Source organism: Fundicoccus ignavus, assembly GCF_009659375.1.
GTDB lineage: Bacteria > Bacillota > Bacilli > Lactobacillales > Aerococcaceae > Fundicoccus > Fundicoccus ignavus.
Window position 1 is genome coordinate 1 of sequence record NZ_WJQT01000030.1, and the last position, 19140, is coordinate 19140.

At 35.2% G+C, this 19140-nt stretch carries 14 protein-coding genes and 2 pseudogenes; 10 read left to right on the forward strand and 6 right to left on the reverse strand.

Going from position 1 to position 19140, the window contains the following annotated elements; genetic code table 11:
- Position 1: 1 nt before the first annotated feature.
- The gene (locus GF867_RS12700; protein WP_153831415.1) at positions 2–940 is read right to left on the reverse strand and encodes an IS30 family transposase; all 939 of its coding nucleotides are present in this window, start codon (positions 938–940) and stop codon (positions 2–4) included.
- Positions 941–1030: 90 nt separating this feature from the next.
- Positions 1031–1315 (reverse strand): hypothetical protein, encoded by a 285-nt coding sequence (locus GF867_RS12705; protein WP_153833466.1) that lies wholly within the window; start codon positions 1313–1315, stop codon positions 1031–1033.
- Between the two features lie 42 nt (positions 1316–1357).
- On the opposite strand from GF867_RS12705, the gene GF867_RS12710 reads away from it, so the two are divergent.
- Entirely contained in the window at positions 1358–1477 is a 120-nt protein-coding gene (locus GF867_RS12710) for a helix-turn-helix domain-containing protein (RefSeq protein WP_172974034.1), read from the forward strand.
- 550 nt (positions 1478–2027) lie between these two features.
- On the opposite strand, the gene GF867_RS12715 is transcribed toward GF867_RS12710, so the two are convergent.
- Complete coding sequence (locus tag GF867_RS12715; RefSeq protein WP_153833468.1) at positions 2028–2459, reverse strand: cupin domain-containing protein; 432 nt, start codon at positions 2457–2459, stop codon at positions 2028–2030.
- 258 nt (positions 2460–2717) lie between these two features.
- Here GF867_RS12715 and GF867_RS12720 point away from each other — a divergent pair.
- Positions 2718–2939 (forward strand): annotated as a pseudogene (locus GF867_RS12720) (IS3 family transposase); the annotation flags it as partial.
- 32 nt (positions 2940–2971) lie between these two features.
- On the opposite strand, the pseudogene GF867_RS14440 reads toward GF867_RS12720, so the two are convergent.
- Together GF867_RS14440 and GF867_RS12730 are read right to left on the reverse strand one after the other, a co-directional pair.
- Positions 2972–3199: pseudogene (locus GF867_RS14440) on the reverse strand (type II toxin-antitoxin system mRNA interferase toxin, RelE/StbE family); the annotation flags it as partial.
- 69 nt (positions 3200–3268) lie between these two features.
- Positions 3269–3529, reverse strand: coding sequence for a type II toxin-antitoxin system RelB/DinJ family antitoxin (locus GF867_RS12730; protein ID WP_366927838.1), 261 nt, complete (start codon positions 3527–3529; stop codon positions 3269–3271).
- Positions 3530–3937: 408 nt separating this feature from the next.
- On the opposite strand from GF867_RS12730, the gene GF867_RS12735 reads away from it, so the two are divergent.
- The 8 genes from GF867_RS12735 (at position 3938) to GF867_RS12770 (ending at position 16108) form a co-directional block, all read left to right on the forward strand.
- Positions 3938–5896: an AAA family ATPase gene (locus GF867_RS12735; RefSeq protein ID WP_153833472.1), complete on the forward strand. Its 1959-nt coding sequence runs from the start codon at positions 3938–3940 to the stop codon at positions 5894–5896.
- Entirely contained in the window at positions 5883–6938 is a 1056-nt protein-coding gene (mcrC, locus tag GF867_RS12740; protein ID WP_153833473.1) for a 5-methylcytosine-specific restriction endonuclease system specificity protein McrC, read from the forward strand. The genes GF867_RS12735 and mcrC overlap by 14 nt, the downstream gene beginning before the upstream one ends.
- A 15-nt stretch (positions 6939–6953) precedes the next feature.
- Positions 6954–7439, forward strand: coding sequence for an ATP-binding protein (locus tag GF867_RS12745; protein WP_366927839.1), 486 nt, complete (start codon positions 6954–6956; stop codon positions 7437–7439).
- Positions 7440–7508: 69 nt separating this feature from the next.
- The gene (locus GF867_RS14445; protein ID WP_366927840.1) at positions 7509–7700 is read left to right on the forward strand and encodes a DUF960 family protein; all 192 of its coding nucleotides are present in this window, start codon (positions 7509–7511) and stop codon (positions 7698–7700) included.
- A gap of 690 nt (positions 7701–8390) precedes the next feature.
- Positions 8391–9599, forward strand: coding sequence for a zinc ribbon domain-containing protein (locus GF867_RS12755; RefSeq protein WP_153833476.1), 1209 nt, complete (start codon positions 8391–8393; stop codon positions 9597–9599).
- A gap of 56 nt (positions 9600–9655) precedes the next feature.
- Positions 9656–11188 (forward strand): hypothetical protein, encoded by a 1533-nt coding sequence (locus GF867_RS12760; protein ID WP_153833477.1) that lies wholly within the window; start codon positions 9656–9658, stop codon positions 11186–11188.
- Positions 11189–11198: 10 nt separating this feature from the next.
- Positions 11199–12305 (forward strand): zinc ribbon domain-containing protein, encoded by a 1107-nt coding sequence (locus GF867_RS12765; RefSeq protein ID WP_153833478.1) that lies wholly within the window; start codon positions 11199–11201, stop codon positions 12303–12305.
- Positions 12306–12664: 359 nt separating this feature from the next.
- On the forward strand, positions 12665–16108 hold the full coding sequence (locus tag GF867_RS12770; protein WP_172974035.1) for a DUF1002 domain-containing protein: 3444 nt from the start codon (positions 12665–12667) through the stop codon (positions 16106–16108).
- Positions 16109–16873: 765 nt separating this feature from the next.
- On the opposite strand, the gene GF867_RS12775 is transcribed toward GF867_RS12770, so the two are convergent.
- Complete coding sequence (locus GF867_RS12775) at positions 16874–18646, reverse strand: DUF2075 domain-containing protein (RefSeq protein ID WP_153833480.1); 1773 nt, start codon at positions 18644–18646, stop codon at positions 16874–16876.
- Positions 18647–19140: the final 494 nt, after the last annotated feature.

The window sequence follows — 19140 nt, forward strand, 5'->3', positions numbered from 1 at the left end:
TTTACTCAATTAATGAAGTTTCGTGCATGAATTTTTCTAAAGGTGTTTGATAATTCAGACATTTTCTTGGTCGATTATTCATTAGCCATAAAGCCGTGAATAATTCAGTTTCACTCACTTTAGCTAAATCAGTTTTCTTCGGAAAGAATTCGCGCATTAAGCCATTCGAATTTTCGTTTGTCCCTCTTTGCCAAGCGCTATAGGCATCCGCAAAGTAGAAATCAATGCCTGATGCCTCTACTTCTGGATAGCAAGCGAATTCTTTCCCGCGATCGGAAGTAAATGATTTTAAGGCGTGATCAGGCAGATTACTTGTTAACTGCTCAATTGCATTGTGCATAGCGTCTTTAGTGCGGTTAGGTATCAGAAAAGCAAGGTATAAACGACTTTTACGCTCTGCGAAGGTCGCTAAACAACCTTTACTCTTTCCGCGTGAAGAAACCATTGTATCCAATTCCCAATGTCCAAACTCTTGTCTGTTTCTAACTGACTTAGGTCGTTTGGAGATCGAGCGACCAATATTGAACTTACCACGTGTTTCTTGAGGTTGGCGACCTTTACCTTTGTGTCTTAGTACTTGTAAGGGAACGTTTAAGATGCCTTCATAAATCCAGTTATAGATTGTTTTAAAGGATAGTTTCTCTTGATAATCTCGACCCACAATCTGTTCGGGTGACCAGGTCATTTCTAGTTTATGTTGAATATCCTCAAGCAACTTGGGTGTATGTTTTGCTTTTCTGCCTTTGTGAGAAGCAAGTTGATTCGCATCTGCTTGAGAAGCTTTCGCAACATAGGATGGAGTCGAACAACGATTAAGTTCACGATAAATAGTTGAACGATGACGACCTAACAAGTTCGCAATATGGTTAATTTTATAACCTTCTTGAACAAGCACTTCTATTTTTGACCGTTCTTCTATGGTAAGATATGTATGACTCATAATAGACCTCCGTGTGTATGTTTTTGTGGTTATTAACATCTTACACGAATCTATTATGAGTTTCTTTGTTGTCGCATTTAATTTTACAATTCATCTAATAAAAACATGAGGCTTGACCGAAACGAGTGGTGTATAACTAATTTGTTTTTTATCAAGTTCTGCATCAATGACCTGACGATTGTAATGACTGCGGTAGATGACACCGATTTCACTTTCTAAATTCGCCACATCTTCAATCACTTCATAAGTTCGAAGTTCCTTTAATGTTGCTTGATAATCGTAATCTTCGTATTGTTGTTTATTGTATCTTAAAAGTGGCCCATAATTCGACGAATTGCCGTTGAAAATGGGACCACTTATTTTTATGCTTACCATACATACTAAATATGGATGGAGGTAAGAGGAGTGATTAGTAGAATGAAACACTTTGAAGTTATCTCACGCTATCGTAAAGGAGAATCTTATCGGCATATCGCAAGAGAGCTAGGGATTAATCGCAAGACAGTCACATCGATTTGTTCCAAATATAAGGAATAGGAAGTCTTTTTCTTTCATGCCTATGAAATTAAAATGATGTTCATCATCATTTTGATTCGCATAATCCTAGTGTCCTAAGACCTCTGGTTTCACAGCTCATGAAAGCTAAACATACGGATAAATTCCTCAGCTTCCCATCCTAGTGCGAATGAACGGCGAGTAATGTTTAATTTGGGATACTTAGAAGTTACCTTTTACCGCTAAACTTTGTCAGACAAGGTTTAGAGTGGGCTTTTTCGTTTTAGATTATAATGATTTTTAGCTTTAATAATATTGCCTCTGATGTTGCGTGAGGTTTCTCAGTACACAACCAAGTTTTAGACTTTAGCAAAATTTGTACTTTGATCTATTAACAGCCCAATTGGCTAGGAATTGTCCACATTGTTATCCTCTATTTGAGCAGCAGTACAATTGTTTCCATTTAGTACTTAATAGTAAAACTAAATAGGGAGTAAATGGGAATATGTTTAAGGGAAATAGAAAAAAACAGGAGGAAGGAGCTGACTTGAAATCTCTCCTACTCTCCTGATGTTAGGTTATTTAATACGACTTAATGGTCGTGTTCATGTTCTTCTTCTGCCTCAGCAATAGCTTGGGTCGCATGAACCGTACCGTGTGCATGATGCGCTGGACCATAAATGGAATAAAGTTTCATTGGCTGGTCACCGGTATTTATCACATTATGATACACGCCTTTAGGGATTAAAATGACATCATCGTCAGCTATATCTTTCTCGAAAGTAATGTCCTCTTCGCTCGTCCCCATAACCACACGTCCTTGACCTTGTTCTAGACGTAAGAATTGATCTTCTTTGGTATGGATTTCACCGCCGATATCGCCACCCACCGGAATGGACATCAGAGTCACTTGTAATTCTGACCCAGTCCACAGAGCCACTCTAAATTGATCGTTTTGTAAGGTAGCTTCTTCAATATTAATGACAAAGGGATCTTTACCATAATCGTGTAAATCTAATGACATTGTTGCATCGCTCCTTTAATTGTTTGTAGCTTAATTATAATCATTCTAAATAGAAATGTCAAAATAAGAGCCTTAATCAGACGCAAATAGTAAATGAATAGGCTACACTAAGTTAGACAGTAAAATTAAGGTCTAGCAGAATGAAATAAAAGAACTTGAAACAGAGAGAATCTACCATGACTGAAAAAAGAGTACGCAGAACGTTTACACCAGAATTTAAAAGCCAAGTAGTACGACTTTATGAAAGCGGAAAACCACATTCAACGCTCGTTGAGTATGAAAGGATGCCCTTACGACAACGCAGTGGCCGAAGCGATGTTTAAGGTCGTGAAAACGGAATTCACAAACGGTGCATGTTTTAGCAGCCTTGATCATCTAGGACTTGAATTAAATGATTATGTAAATTGGTTTAATAATATCAGAATCCACGGAACGCTTGGTTATAAAAGCCCTGTGGAATACCGATTACAGACCTTATAATATTTGTTTGATTTAGTGTTGACAATCCAATATCAGAATACATCGGCATGTGTCCCAGTTGGGATAAATGAAACAAGATTTTGTGAAGGATAATATTTGTAAATAAACAGCCAGTCGCTATTGCGTCCAGAAATATCGCACTCCCAACAATCGAGATAGTCTTTTGTCGGATCGAATATATGAGCGCGGTATTCTTCTTCAGGTAAGGGTACTTCATCAACAATCATTTGCATAACTATTTTTAGTTTTTCTAGGTTGGCATTCCGTTTTTTTTAGTCGTTTAAGGACCTTTTTAAATTTGCTTGTCAGCTTCATTTCTAACATAACCTCTATTCTCCTAAAACTTCTTTAAACATTTCGTCAACAGAAGTATAGAGTTCGCTAGTTCCATTTTTGACCATGTTGTCAGATTCCTTAATGGCTGCAAAGGTTTCGGCATTGAATTTGGCTTGTTTTGGTTGAAATGGAAGACCGTTTTCTGCAATGATTTGTCTAAAAAAAACGTTAATAGCGGTACTCGCGTCCATTCCAAGGTTATTTAAAGCGGCAACAGCTCGTCTCTTAACTGTTTCGTCTATTCGAACTTGTATGACCGCTTTTTTTGTTTTGTTTCCATTTTAATCACCTCCTTATTCATTCTGATAATATGCTGCTGTAATGATGATGTAAATACAATAGCAGTTACTGTTTAGTGGAAATAAAAAATCTGAAGCACTGATATAAAGAAATTCTGTGTAAATTAATCGGTTTGACCATTTTAGTTCTTAAAGTTTGGCTATGTCTAGTATAATTCCGAACTCAAACCAGCCAACAGCCCATAATTAAGAAGCACCACTTCAATAGCGGTTTTCTTTTGAGTGTTTAAATATCATATCTCTTCTTTGAGGAAGCACTCCATAACTAGTACTTCATGTTATAATAATGGTGTATACGGTTACTACAATTGACATTAGGATGACATTTTAAAGAATATTTTTATATATTAAAGGAGCTTTTACATGAACAAAGATTATCAATGGATTGAATTCTACGAGACACTAGCAGATAAACTTTTAGAGTATAAAGATAAACGCAAAGAACTACACACTATCATGATTGAACTATCTCAGGATTATCCTTTATTAAACTATCTTCATTTTGAACGAGATGATTGGTGGGAAACGAAAAATTATGAGATTGATCCATTTACCATTATGGGTGCTTTTAATCGAGGAATCACAGATAAAAACAGAATTAAAATAGCAAATATTTATGCGGAAACTTTTGATATTAATGTTCCAGTGCCTAATGATTTTGCTGGAGTTCCAGTTCTTTTTAATATGTCTTCTATCTTTGGAGACAACGGTAGTATATTATGGGATTTATTTATAGAAGCTATGAAGTATTCAAAAACTAATGTTGGAACTGATCGTTTTAAAGAAGGATTTGAAGCAGCTGTAGCTGCACCAGGGAATGGACTTGGAACCATTACAATGGGATTATATTGGATTAGACCTAATTACTTTATCAATTTAGATAGTACAAATATGAGCTATATCCCAACCCAATTCAACATAGCGGTGCCAGATAAGAATGTTACAGGTGAAGGTTATCTTCAATTACTAAATGAAATTAAAGCTAAAATACCCGATTTAACGTTTCCAGAAATATCTCGTTTAGCTTGGGAGGATACATTACGAATAAGAGATGAGAATAAATATTCACCCGGTTTATCCGTTGAGAACTGGCAAAGTTTATTGAATGATCAAGCAGTTTTTAATACACAAAGTCTTGAAATCATGAAGCGTCTTAAAGATTATGGCGGCAAAGCAACCTGCACACAATTATCTAGTATATATGGTGACACCGTGAATTTTTATAATAGAGGCGCTTCTGCTTTAGCGCAAAGGATTCATAAAGCGACGCAATGCAAAGTCTATGAAGAAGATGGCACAAAAAGGTGGTGGCGGATTTTATTTACAGGCTCTATCGCTAGCAAAGAAGATGAAGGATTCTTTTATTGGGAATTAAGAAATGAACTAAAAGAGGCTTTAAATAGTGTAGATTTAACAGAAGTGAAACTATATGCATTAGATTCAATAGTGGATAATTCAAATGAAAAATATGAAAAATTAGATTTTTTGAAGGAAGTGTACCTTTCAGAGGAAGCATACGATACTTTAGAAGCTTTGCTAATCAATAAGAAGAATATCATCCTTCAAGGTGCTCCAGGGGTAGGAAAGACTTTTGCTGCTAAACGATTAGCTTGGTCAATGATGGGTGAAAAAGACGAGACCCGTATTGAAATGATCCAATTTCATCAAAACTACTCGTATGAAGATTTCATCATGGGGTATAAACCCAAAGAGAATGGGTTTGAATTACAAGATGGAATATTCGTTAACTTTTGTCGCAAGGCATCAGCTTCTCCTGATCAGGATTATTTTTTCATCATTGATGAGATAAATCGAGGGAATATGAGTAAGGTTTTTGGAGAACTATTGATGTTGATTGAAAATGATTATCGAGGAAATGACATCACACTTACTTATACTAAAGATTCGTTCAGTGTGCCAGAAAATTTATACATCATCGGCATGATGAACACGGCTGATCGAAGTCTGGCTATGATTGATTATGCCTTACGTCGTCGCTTTAGTTTCTATGAGATGGAACCTAGTTTTGATTCAGAGGGTTTTCAGACTTATCAAGCCACTTTAAACAATGAGACTTTTAATAAACTGATAGAATACACCAAATCTCTCAACCTTGAAATTAGTGCTGATCCAACTTTAGGCAAAGGCTTCTGTATTGGTCATAGTTATTTCACGGGGCAAGAAGAATGCACAGACAGCTGGATGGAGTTGATTGTAACGTATGATATTCTGCCGATGTTGAAAGAGTACTGGTTTGATGAAGAAGATAAAGTTAATTCTTGGGTAAGTAATTTCAAGGGTGTTTTAAATGCTAAAACATAAAAACTCATTTATTAAAAATATTTATTATATGCTAAGTTATGCCTTTAAAGTATTACAGCAGACCAATTATGAAGAAGTTGAAAGTGAATCGTTTGAGAATATTTACGATCTTTTCGCGGAGATTTTAATTAAAGGTTTGAATAAGCAATTGAAGCAGGGACTATATAAAGAATACATAGATAAATACGAAAACCTAGCAACGATCAGGGGCAAAGTTAATCTGCGAGATTCACTCACGAATAAAATGCAGCGTAAGCAGCTTTTAGTTTGTGAATTTGATGAACTCTCGGAAGATAATACTTTCAATCAAATTTTAAAAATCACGATGGTTCTCTTATTAAAAGAGTCTTCTGTTAAGAAAGAAAAGAAGGCTAGAATAAGAAAGCTGATGTTATATTTTGGGAACATTAGTCAAGTGGATCCTCGTCAGATTAAGTGGCAGAAACTTCAGTTCCAAAGAAATAATCAGACGTATCAAATGTTGATTAACCTATGTAAATTTATCATTGATGGTTTACTTCTCTCTACTGAAGTGGGCGTGTACAAAACCCCAACTTTTTCCGATGAGAATATCGAGATGCTTTTCGAACGCTTTGTGCTTGAGTATTACAAGTATCACTATCCGAATTTAAGGGTACATGCTCCTCATGTCAGATGGAATTTAGTTGCAGAAGATTTTAATACGGGGCTGTCGTTTCTGCCACAGATGAAAACAGATATTAAATTGGCTTACCAAGAACAATCACTCATTATCGATACAAAATTCTATGGTGCAATACTTTCAGAGTCAGATAAATATAAATCAAATAATCTATATCAGATTTATTCTTATGTGAAGAATGAAGATATTAATAGAACAGGTAATGTTTCTGGGTTGCTCCTATATGCTAAGACAGATGAAACAAAGGATATTAATCACTCGTTCAATATGGACGGTAATCGTATTGGTGTTAGGTCGTTGGATTTAGAGCAGGAGTTTAGTGGGATTAAAGGCCAGTTAAATGGGATTGTGGGGGAGTATTTTGGGTTGGAGTGCCATTGAATAAACAAAGAAACCATCCATCAATTATCGACGTGTCAGTTCATTACCAACAATCGAAACGTTATTATTCAAGGGGCTACAGGTACCGGGAAATCCTATCTAACCAATGCCTTATGTCGTTATGTGATTGAAGAGGGTTATACGGCACGTTATATCAGACTGTACGATTTACTTTCTGAACTATCTGAAGCGGATATGAACGATCGATTACCCCAATACCTAAAGAAATTAGCTAAACTAGATGTGTTGGTGATCGATGATTTTTTATTAACGCCAACAACCGAACATGAACCAAAATATCTCATGGAGTTTTTTGAGTTAAGGAGTAGACATCGTTCTCTTATTCTTTCTTCTCAAATGGAGACTGGCGAATGGCATAAAAAGTTAGGAGGTGTTGCGATTGCGGATGCCATTCTTGATCGTGCTATTTCAAATTCATACCATATTTATATTTATGGAGATTCATTACGGATGAAAACTGGTACAGCGAATACCGACTAAGCTGGTACAAAAAATCGCGATTCACCTGGTACAGGGAATCGCGATTTTTTGGTTCTAGACGAACGCTATATGCAATTAAAGGCAGAGAATCATAAGTTAACCGTTGTTCATAGACAAGAGGTGCCGGAATTCAGTCAGGTAAGAGTGTTCTTGTTGTCATCCAAAGAAATTACTGAAAGAAAAATATGGATTATTGACATCGGAGAATACCAAACTATGTTGTTTCCAAAAGAATATTATTCAGGAAGACTGGAGGAGTGATGAAAATGAAAAACGTTAGCCTAATGCAGCTATGCGTGTGAACATTGTGTCTGTCCGCTTAGTCAAAGAATCGAGCATGATCTAACTTTCACAAAGGAGTTCTCGTTACAGATTTCGGGGATTCAGGTGGGAATAGGTCAAAGTAATTTTTGTTCGGGATAAGCTGACCGGTTGCTTTATCTAATTTACCAATGATTTTTTTATCGGATGTCGGTTTCCCATGAGTATTGCGGTAGCTACGAACGGTATAATACACATATTTAGTGCCATTAGGACCGATTTTTTTGTGATGCGTTTGGTAGGCAAGTCCACTAATTGTTATGATTTCATCCCTTCACTCCTTCACCCTTGTATACTTTGAAATTCACGGAGTTCAGGTTATAGAGGAAAAGTTAAAAATAATTTACTTCAGGTGATTATGTTGTGTGGAAAGATAATTTTAAGGGTGATAAAAAAATTAAATAGAGGACACTCTTTTGTTTTTCCTGGAATCTATTTAAAATCCTTGTTTTGTATTAGAGACTCATATTGTGCGTTTATGCAATGAAAAGTAATGTATTAAGAGAATCTTAAGTATAATAAAAAAGGTTAGTTCTTGTTTAAGGAGTGGCAAAGGGCTATTTTGTCCGCATAAAGAATACTTGAACAAATATAGACGGAAGTCCTAATATAAATAAGGAGACGATGGTTATGAACTTTTGTACGCAATGTGGTTTTTCATTAAAAGGGATTCAAGGAGGTTGTCCTAATTGTGGTCAAGTGATTGAGGAAATTGAATTAGAAGCAGTGAAACCGGCTGAAAACAGCCATAAAGTAGCAGATTTTGATTACCAGAAAATTTTAAACCTCATAAATTTATTACAGCATAATTTTTACTTAGTGTTTATATTGACCATGCTATTATTTATTACCATTTCATTTTCAACTCAAACAGGCTGGTTACTACTGTCACTGAGTTTGCTAGGGGCTTACTTGTTTGCGAATTATAAAACAAGCCAATCACTTGAATTGAACCAAAAAATTGAAACGTGGTTTATTCATCAAGTCATCATGGTGCCAGAAAAGTTAAAGGAGTTAGATAGTTACACCCAACAGATTAGTGAAGAGACACGGGAGCTTTACCATTCGGTTAAAACCAAAGCACACACTCAAGTGGAGAATATTAAAGATAATTACCAACAAAGTTCCCTTGGTGTGAGTAAAGCACACAAATTACCATCAGTTGATCAAGCAATATTAGATGAAAAAAATCAACTATCTTCTGCTCAATTGGCGAATGATACCGGATCGCTTCGTCGTAGAAGGAGATTGCAAGCTCAAGCTAGAAAAACACAGCAAATCAAACAACAACAAGTTGAATCGAGTGAAGGAAATACTAGCGCGTTGATTCATGCATCGGATAAGACCTCAACTCTTTCTTTTATCATGTGGATTCTTTTGACTGCATTAGCACTATTTATATATTATAGCGGGATAAATAATTACTCTTTATTTGATGTCAATGCCTCCGTTTTGTGGAATTCCTACCAACAAACAACCTTCACTATGTCAGAAGTTATTGTTGCTTTGGGTTACGGTGCATTATTTGATAATTCTGGTCAATCAGAGTTTTATCAAATGATTTTTACTATCATTGCTTACTATTTACCAGTTGTTTTCGCCGTATTGAGTTTTTTACGCTCTAAATTTAGTGGCTTTATCCAATTTATTATTAGCGTCATCATGGGTGGCGGTATGACCTATTTAATTTATCTGGCAATCGATTCAAATCTATTTATTCGTTACAACAACGATTATGGATCAGTCTCAACAGAATTAGGCTTAGGTAGTCAGATGATTTTAGGTTCAATTATATTATTACTATTATGCTCATTATTTAAAATGTTCAAAGGGAAATAAGTCATCACAATAAAAGTGTTATAAATATATAACTTATTTGAATAGAGGAGAATACAATGAAATGTCATGAATGTCATCAGTTAATAGAAGTTAAAGGCAAATATTGTCCTTATTGTGGCGTGCCCATAGAACCAAAAGAGAAAGAAGCAGCTTCAAGAATAAACAAGCCAATAAAAAATAACCATAAGCATAAAGGGATATTCACCATGTTCCTTATTGTTTTGCTGGGGGCAGGCTTTTGGGCTTGGCAAAGCGATGCTCTATCAACCATTGGTTTTAAACAGAAAGTTCCAAAGCAGGTAATTGCTTATCCTTATCAAGATGCTTTTGGTTTAAACATTCTAAATGAGGATTTAGAAGTCGTTGCTCAAGATGTTGGTGCTGAAGTAATAGGATTTACGGGGCCGGTTTCTTACGTTTCACGATTTAATGAGTATGGTGTTGCGGTTGTTAGAGATCAAAACTATTTGTTTTGGTTAGTTAATCATCAAGGGGAAATAATTTCTGAAGGTTTTAACACTATAAATAGCAGTCCGTTTGGTATATCAGGACCTGAATCAAGTTACGGTGTATCAAGCTCTATTAACGGCGTACATACCGCTAGCAATGATGATAAGTATTTTTTGATAAATACAACAGGAGACGTTTTATTTGAAACAGTAGGGGTGATTCTTCCATTTGAAGGAAATGATGTGACAGTATTGAACGATTACAGCAGATCGCACAATAATGGAACAGAACGTATTGCGTCAGGAGTAATTACGGATTCAGGGGAGATCATTATACCAGTTAAGTATCACTACTTATCAGTAGTGGATAATGAGCATTTTATCGTTAAAGAATGGGAATATGAGGACATGTATCGTTTAATTAATCGTTCAGGGCAAACGATTATAGAAATAGATACCGATACACCTCCCGTAGTAGCTCATACAGACAATGACGTATTTATTAGTGCAACAAACTATTGGGGAGAAACAACAGTTTTCAATATTAATGGTGAAAGTATATTAAGAGTACCTTATACAACTAATTTCAGCGCATCTGAAAATGGGAAGTATCTTTATCCCAGTTATTTAGAGGATAACAGCCAACAATATATTATTTATACCGCTGAAGGGGAAACACATTTTCAAGGAGATAAAATAAATGATTATCACAGAGTTAATAATAATAATTGGTTAGCATTTTCAGACTACAGTGGCTTCGGTTATATTGATCTTGAAACAAGAGAATCTGTTCAAATTCCTTATGAAATGAATGACTCGTATTTCTCATTTATTAATGGAACTAATGTCGGAACAATCACAAATAATCGGGGAGAACACGTTTTCTTCAATAGCCGTTTAGAAGAGATTTTCTTACCTGAAACTCAATTGATTGGACATTTTGTCCAATTTGAGGTGAATGACATTGTTTATATTTACAAAAATAAAGGCTTCTATGTTTTAAATAAGGATGGGGATATTCTTTCAGAGAATGCATTATATGCTTTTGCGGATGAAGATTCCGTATATATTCAAGAGACTAATGGTAAAGCTTATTTACTTAACAAAGACACAGGCAAGATAATAAAAGAAAAGAAATAGGAGAGAGAATATGACATACTGTTCGAATTGCGGTGCGAAATATTTAAAAGATGCACGGTTTTGTATAGATTGTGGTCAAGCAATTTCTGTAGGCTCAGCTAGCAATATTACTAATGGAGATGAGAACACTAGTGAAGGACAACTAAGTCCTTCAAAGTTAGAATCAGAAGAAACACTTGAAGAAAAGGATAGTTCTATCGAAGTGACTGACAAAGCTAAGTTAACACCTCTTAAGTCATCACCCCATGGTACTGAAAATGATGTGAGTGACTTAAAGAAAAACCACCGGCGAAATAATAAGAAGATAGTGTTAATTCTGCTAGCCGTTGTCTTATTATTGGGGAGTTTAATCTTTTTCATTTGGAATAACTCGTCAAATGAACCAGAAGTCTGGCGTACCGTACAAACAGAAGATTATCCTTTTTCAATCAATGTGACGATTGATGAAAATCGTTATTCGGCTGAGGTGATTCCTGAAGCCTATGACTATATGGAACTTTATGAGTTAAATAATAAAATGATTTTAGAAGGAGAGATGCTTACTACTAATAACCCAAATAGTCAACAAGTTAAGCTTGAAGCAATCTCATTTGAATTGAATGACAGGTTAATATCAGAATATATAGGAGATATAACTTATGGGTTTTCTACTAGTTATTATGCTGATGGAACTATTATAGAAGACTCTTACGATGAGTATAAAATGAATTTAACAATCGATTGGAATTCAAAGACGACGAAGGAAAAGAAAGCATTGCTAAATCAGTATAATAATGACTTATTCAAGGCGGTTAAAAGTGAACTTGGTTATGCGACCAATTCACAATTAAGTTCATTAAAAGAACTTGAGAGTTATATACAAGAGATTATCGATAATGTTTATGAAGTTGACGGTGGTTTAGGTATCAAGATATCTCTCGATGAATTCAAAGAACTTGTTATGCTCGTCTCAACTATTGATGAGAACACTTTCTATGATTCTCAAGAAATTGTCGCAACGATCAATGCATTAGAGAGTCTTGTTAAATTTGAGCTTACAGATGAAGTATCAGCTTTTGTAAGCATACCATTTACTAATGAGCGCTTGTATTTTAGAAAAGAAATACAGTATAGATAAATTTACTTCCCACAATTTTTACATAATTCATTCAGTCTTTGTGGGAATAGTGATTGCCGAAAAGTTATGGGAAACGCCAAGGGAAAGAGTGTGCCAGAGAAAGTTCAGGACTTTGCCAACTTCTTATCAAGCTTATTTAGTAGTATTAATGTAATCGAACAATTTGTATCGTTTTATAAGGTTTTTTCGGGTTTTAATAGAAGCTAGATACTTTGAGTAAATGGAATGAGTTAAAAGTAAATGTACTGAAGTTATATGGCATTTATTGTGGAAAGATTTAACTGATTAAGTAGTGAGTAAAATGAAAAGAACGATGAAGTGACAACTTACATGACACTTTATGAGAAGGAATGATTATATTGAAATGGTTTAAACGGTTATTAGCTTTAATAATAGTTAGCGTTTTTATTTTAATAGGGATGAATTCAGGAATTTTGACAAGTATTCAGAATATAATATTAGGGAATCCCCAAACTTCCAATGACGAATCAAAAACACCTGAAATAAGAAAAATGGCAGCTATTGGAACGAATCTTGATAGTTCGCAAAAAAGACAGACCATTCAATTACTTGGAGCTGAGGATGTAGATTCAAGCAATATCCTTTCGGTGGATGGATTGGTCATTCATCGGTATCTAAATGATGGGTCAGATATTAATACGTCAGTAGTTTCGAGCGCTATGATCGAACCACTGAAGGCAGGAGAAGGCTTGAGGGTTGAAATTGTGACTCCAACTAACATTGAACTGATCTCGAAAGCAACGTTTGAGAATGCAGCCTTGACAGCAGGTGCCAAGGATATGACAATAAAAATTGCGGCGATTCGTTCAGTTACTGGTGAAGGTGCCTTAGCAGGTGTTTATGCTATGTTAGATGACATGGGCTATCAATTAGAACAAGATGATATTGAAGTTGCAGAAGATGAAATTCAGATTGTTATTTGGATAAAAACAGAATTTAATTTGAATGATGATTTATCTAATCGATTTGTCCGAGATTTTAAACTAAGAATTAGTGAGTTTCTAATGGACAATACTAAGATTACGGAAGACGATATCTTATCAATTGTGATTAAATTGTGTGAAGATTACGGAATAAATTATGCTCAACATCATTTAGACCATCTAGTTGCATTTGGTATCAACTATGCAGGTACTCAATTCGCCAACCAAGAGGATGCCGTAAGAGTTCTGAATGATCATAACTTTAGTCAATTTGATGGAAAATGGATTAGCATAATATCTAATCTTGATTTAAATTGGAGTCATGAAGAATTACTTAGTTTAGAAAATCCAGCGGAATATCGCAATGAAAATACCTATCATCCAATTATTCCGGCGATGTTTGATTATTATTTTGATAGTATTCAAGAGGATAGTTGGATAAGTTTAGATGCTTTGTTAGGGCATACTTTTGTTATTGAAGCGATGTCACCTCAGTTTACAGACCAAGAATTAACGGCGTTAAATCGTCTACGAGCTTATATCTATTACCATGCTGTAGCGGTTGAGTCAGAGAGAGTAGCGGTGATAGGTGTAGAACCAACATTAACAAAAGTTGAAGAATGGACTCAATTGGCTTGGGAACATGAGCAGAGACGTGTCAATCAACCTGTGGAATATGATTTGAAGCAAAGAGTGGCGAATGCAACTGGCTATGGAGTAGAAGTCTATCATTACGATCCATTTGAAAACTTAAATGGAAGTAGAAATGAATCTTACGGAAACTTACCATTATACGGTTTTAATATTAAAGGTATTGATGATGATCATAAAATTGGTTCAATATCGATTGTAAAGGCGATTGACTCTGAAACTAACCAACTCTATAGTATTAATCAATACGACTCTAATGCGATGGAAAAAATTTCAGACACGTATGATTTTACAACAATTTATGGCGTTTCAGTCGCTAATAATTATCAATCGTTATTTAATTCAACGGAAGATAATGCAGAGCCAATCGGAGCAAATAATACTAGTGAAAGGGAGGATTTACTTGAAATAATGGTATCAGGTAATTTGACTCCTCAAGTACCCAATTCGGAATTAGAATTATTAATCGCTGAGATGGAAGGCAATGTAAAATTTGAGCTTGAAAGTTATGGAGCTGATACTATTTACTCTATCCCCCAACGTTCATTTGATAAAGGGAGAGTACTAGGAATAAAACTGAATGCAAAGGCTAAATATGCGTTAGATTCTTATCTAATCGAACTTGCGAATGACTTAATCTCTCAAGGGTATGGAGAAAATCCATTGGATGATATCGGAGGGCAGAAGGCACTCGAAGATACCTATATGTTCAGATACGATCTTTCTTTACCATGGCAAGATCTGATTGCAAGTGTGGATGCTTACAATAGCGTATCGATTAATGAATTAGCAGCGATGCGAACGTTAGATTTAAGCGATAATACGCAATATCATCCGATTATTCAAGCGATGTATGAGAAAGTTTACGATCTAATGGTTCTAAATGAAATCGTGGATATGGACGTTATCTCGCATACATTTATTTTTGAGAACTTAGTGGCCGAATTAACAGAAGAAGAACGTGAGGTTTTAAACTACTTAAGACTATTAGGCTATTACTATCAAACAAATACAGAGGCAATTCAATGGGGAGTTATAGAAGATTATAAAAATCTCGAAGAGAAAGACACTGTAAAAGGGATTTGGTTATCAAAAGTACGTAGCTTATTAGAAATACAGTCTAGGGAACCGGAACGTTATGAAGCGATTCAACAGATAGCATTGGTGACCGGATCTGCTTATGAAGTCTCTAGCTACTTAGATGTTGTGTACGACAATTTTGAAGGGATTTATGCTTACTCTGTAATACCTTCATATATTAAGCACTTCTCGCAAATGGATTCCTTTCAATATAATCCAGAAACTAAAGAGATGATGTATAAATCAGGACCTGAGGAAACAGATTCAATAGAGCTTGTCCAATCAAGATTCAATTTTAGTGATTACTATGGTGTTTCCTTTGAGTATGCCGTTGAAGATGTGCATGGTAATCTAAATGGTGATTCAGAACCAGAATACGTGCTTGATACAGAGCAGAACGAAACCCGAGCAATCCCAGAGTCGATTAGTGATATTAGTACAGGTACCGTAGACTGGCTACCGGCTGATTGGCATAGAACGACGCCACGTATGCGCCCGGAAATTCCCGATGTAACTTGGCTTTTGATGTCGCACCATGCTCAATCTGGTAAACTCTTAGTAGAACCCATCTATTTATCTGAAGCGATTATATCGGGCTATGCAGATCCCAACTCTGATGTGTCGATTGAATGGTTACTGAATAGTCCTTATCATGACGATCAGTCAAGTTATTATCACACTGTGGGCACCAATGACCAAGGTTACTTTGAATTTATCATCGATAGAGAGGTTAATCAAATTTTGCCTTCGTCTATCCTAACAGTTTCGAATTTAGGACCGAGTGGCGGGGCACTAACTGACATACCTATGTATGGCTATATTCCGACGGCCTTAGAACATCCATCTGGTCTATTAACCTTAGAACGTTACTATCGAGAGGTGGGGGATATTGAGGGGTACACCTATCCTTATGCGGAAGTTAGTATTGCATACTTAGATGGTTATGCGGGTTCGGGCTACAAAGTCATAGCGGATAGTGAAGGTTACTTTTACTGGAAGATAGGTGCGACCCGTCGGAATAATACTTTCACTACTGTCGCAAGTGTGATTCATCCTGAAACTGGAGAAGAGATTTCAGTGGTCCCTTATCCTTGGACGCAAAGTGAGTTAGATAATGCGGTGTGGTAGTGCTAGCGTGTTAAAGAATTGATGTTAATTGTATTTTAAAAGTGGTTCACTTCAGTAGTAATTTAATAAATCAATAGACTACTGCAATGAAGAGAAGAGTAACTTATTTCTTAACAAGTAAAGAGATCCTGGTTCGGTGAAAAAGGGCAGACTAAGAGTAAGTGAAGATGAGCTTGGATCAGTTTACTTAGTTAACGCTATTTAAACGGACACACCCGATATCGTGTACAGTATTGTTTGGTACTGGTAGAGCTATTATTTGTAAGAATAATAGAAATTTGGGTGGTAACGCGACTTTTCGTCCCTTTTGTTAGAGAAATTCTGACAAAAGGGACTTTTTTGTTTTTTAGTCATGTTTGTCAAGCACGCGCAGTTTGTCTAAAGGTTATTAATACTATAAGGAGAATCACAATTATCTATAAGTAGTTGTCGCAAGTCATTAGGTTGTCGGGATGTTAGGAAGCAATTGTCATCAAGTCACGTATCAATCATTCAAGAGAAACAAAGCGTTTAAAAACGACTTATTACAAAGAACGCCAATTGCATCAGAAGCTTGAGACTGTCATTGTTTGACACTATATTGGATATGGCATGAAAGCTAGGGACCGGCTGATTACGAGCTCATACAAGAGACTCCCATGCCTCAGTGCATTATTAAGTACTATCTCAATCAATGATTAGTCGGTAACACACTTAAAAATAAAGTGGCTAACTTAAACTTGAAATTTACGAGTAAAATATATTTAAACATTGTACTTAGTAAAATTAATTTAATTTACCATCCTGTGCTTTTAATAAAGCTGCCTGTAGTTCTTTGTCAACTGCGTAAATATAAAGTCCATGAATCCCTCGAGTTAAAAGCACATTTAGTTCATTTCTTAATAGTGTGTCAGAAAGATATTCTTGAGAGCCATCATTTAAAGTTCGGCGTCTAGTAGCTTTTTTATTTTGACTATTCTTTCGATCGTATACTATTTTACCGTTACGATATTTTACTGATGGACCAATAATGACACCTGTGTAGTTTAAATCAAAACCTTGTACTGTATAGGTTGAACCAGCTTCTTCTATAGTGTGCGGTTGTTCAGCCCAAGATAAATCTCGATTTTTTCTTTTTTCTGCAGGAGTAACTGGTAGTTGTAGATTCCAAGGAATAGACCAATCATTCTCTTTGACTCTCCAATAGTCACTGTCTTCAGGTTTTTTCTTATCGATATATTCCCAGTCGAACGTAGCTGTTAATCTCGATATCCCACGACCATCAGACGATTTACTTTTTATAGCATTATGCAATGCTTCCGGATTTTCGAAGACTCTAATCTCATAGTTTTTGGTATCTTTAGGAATATTCATAACAACTTGGTCGTCAATAAATGTTCTAACCCATCGAACGGTATTCTCATCAGCAGCAATTCGCATCTGATTAGAAAGGTAAATATAGTTATCGTTTTGTTTTGCTAATTTTTCAATATTTTGGAGCTCATCTTGTTCCCAATATTGTTCTGTTGTTAGAACTTGATTAATGTCAAAAACCGCAACTACTACTTTTGCTCTTTCAAGTAAATCATAAAGTTGATTTTTCCCACGGTAGGACTGTTTTCCTTGGGTCCAAAGCAAATGAGCTTCATCGACAATAATGACATCAACTTTTTCTTCAGGTAAATGATTATTTATAAAGGTAGTTGGCTTAGAAACAATTTTGTTATTTTTAGGATGAAAGATTCCTAACTTTTTAGCGATGTTTTCATACACAGTTAATTGTTGGTCGTGATTGACTAATAGGTATGCATTAAGATTGGATAATTCTATATTTTCAGGATATTCTTGTTGTAACTTATTAATTTCATAGAATAAGCTACTTAATAAAACTGTTTTTCCAGATCCAGCTTCGCCAGCGACTAGAATGAGTTGGCTTGTTTCAGAATTTTTGGAGTAAGCTTCAATAATTTTTGTTTTGATTTTTTCTTTAGCGTGTAATTGTTCCTCGCTTAATTTATGAAAGGGTGATGCTTTATATAATGCTGAGTCTTTAATGATGCTTTCAACTGGAAATAACTGACGGTTTTCTTTTCGCAGTTGACGCCAAACTTTTGAGAAAATGTCTTCAAAATAATTAGAAGTATAGTATCTATTCTGTTGATTTGTCCGTCGGTTATAAACTTTTTCGACAGAATCAACACTAGAGAGATAATGCATCAGCTTATTTTCGATATCTAAAGTTAAGGACTTATTGAAATAATCATGTCCTATTACAAACATTCTTGCTTCTTCTGCTTCGTAAAACTCAAGCCAATCTTCTCTTAAGGTGGGATCGACTTTTAAATGTTGTTCTGTTCTTGAAATTATGTCGCTCGTTTCTCCAATATAAATATTATATTTATCTTTTTTGTCTTTATTATTTACGATATAAACAGTTGGGTAGTCTAATAATAGCTCACTGTTTTTGATAGAACTATTTGTCATTTCATCTTTGAATGATTGGATGCCATTTAAATCGAAATGAATATCTCGAACTAATGGAGTTGGAATTTTCTTCATATGTACAATCCTTTCATAGTGATCTTTAGGTTATTTTATCATAGTATTGTAATTATTGATTAAGTGTTTTTATTTTTTATCAGAATGCTTAATAAACGTTATTGAATGGAAATGGATTATAAATTGATACTTCAAACAACTTGGAACAACAATATTTTTTTATTTTTGGTAATATCAGATTTATAAGAAGAAAAACTTCCGTATTAAACGGGATATATTCAACAACTTTGTAAAAGCTGTTTAAATATGTTTGTTCTTCACTATCAGGACCATTGATATCCATTTCGAGTCCACTTGTTTAAAAAATAAATCTAATGGATAAATAGAACCAATCCGTACTACAGATCCACCAACCAATGGTTCAAATCCGTTTTTAGTGTCTCTATTATGTATAGTAACATTGCAAATATACATAAAGTAGGCTATACATATTGCTAGAAAACACCTGTTAAAATAGTAAGGAAATACCGAGATTAAAGATTATTGTTTATTGC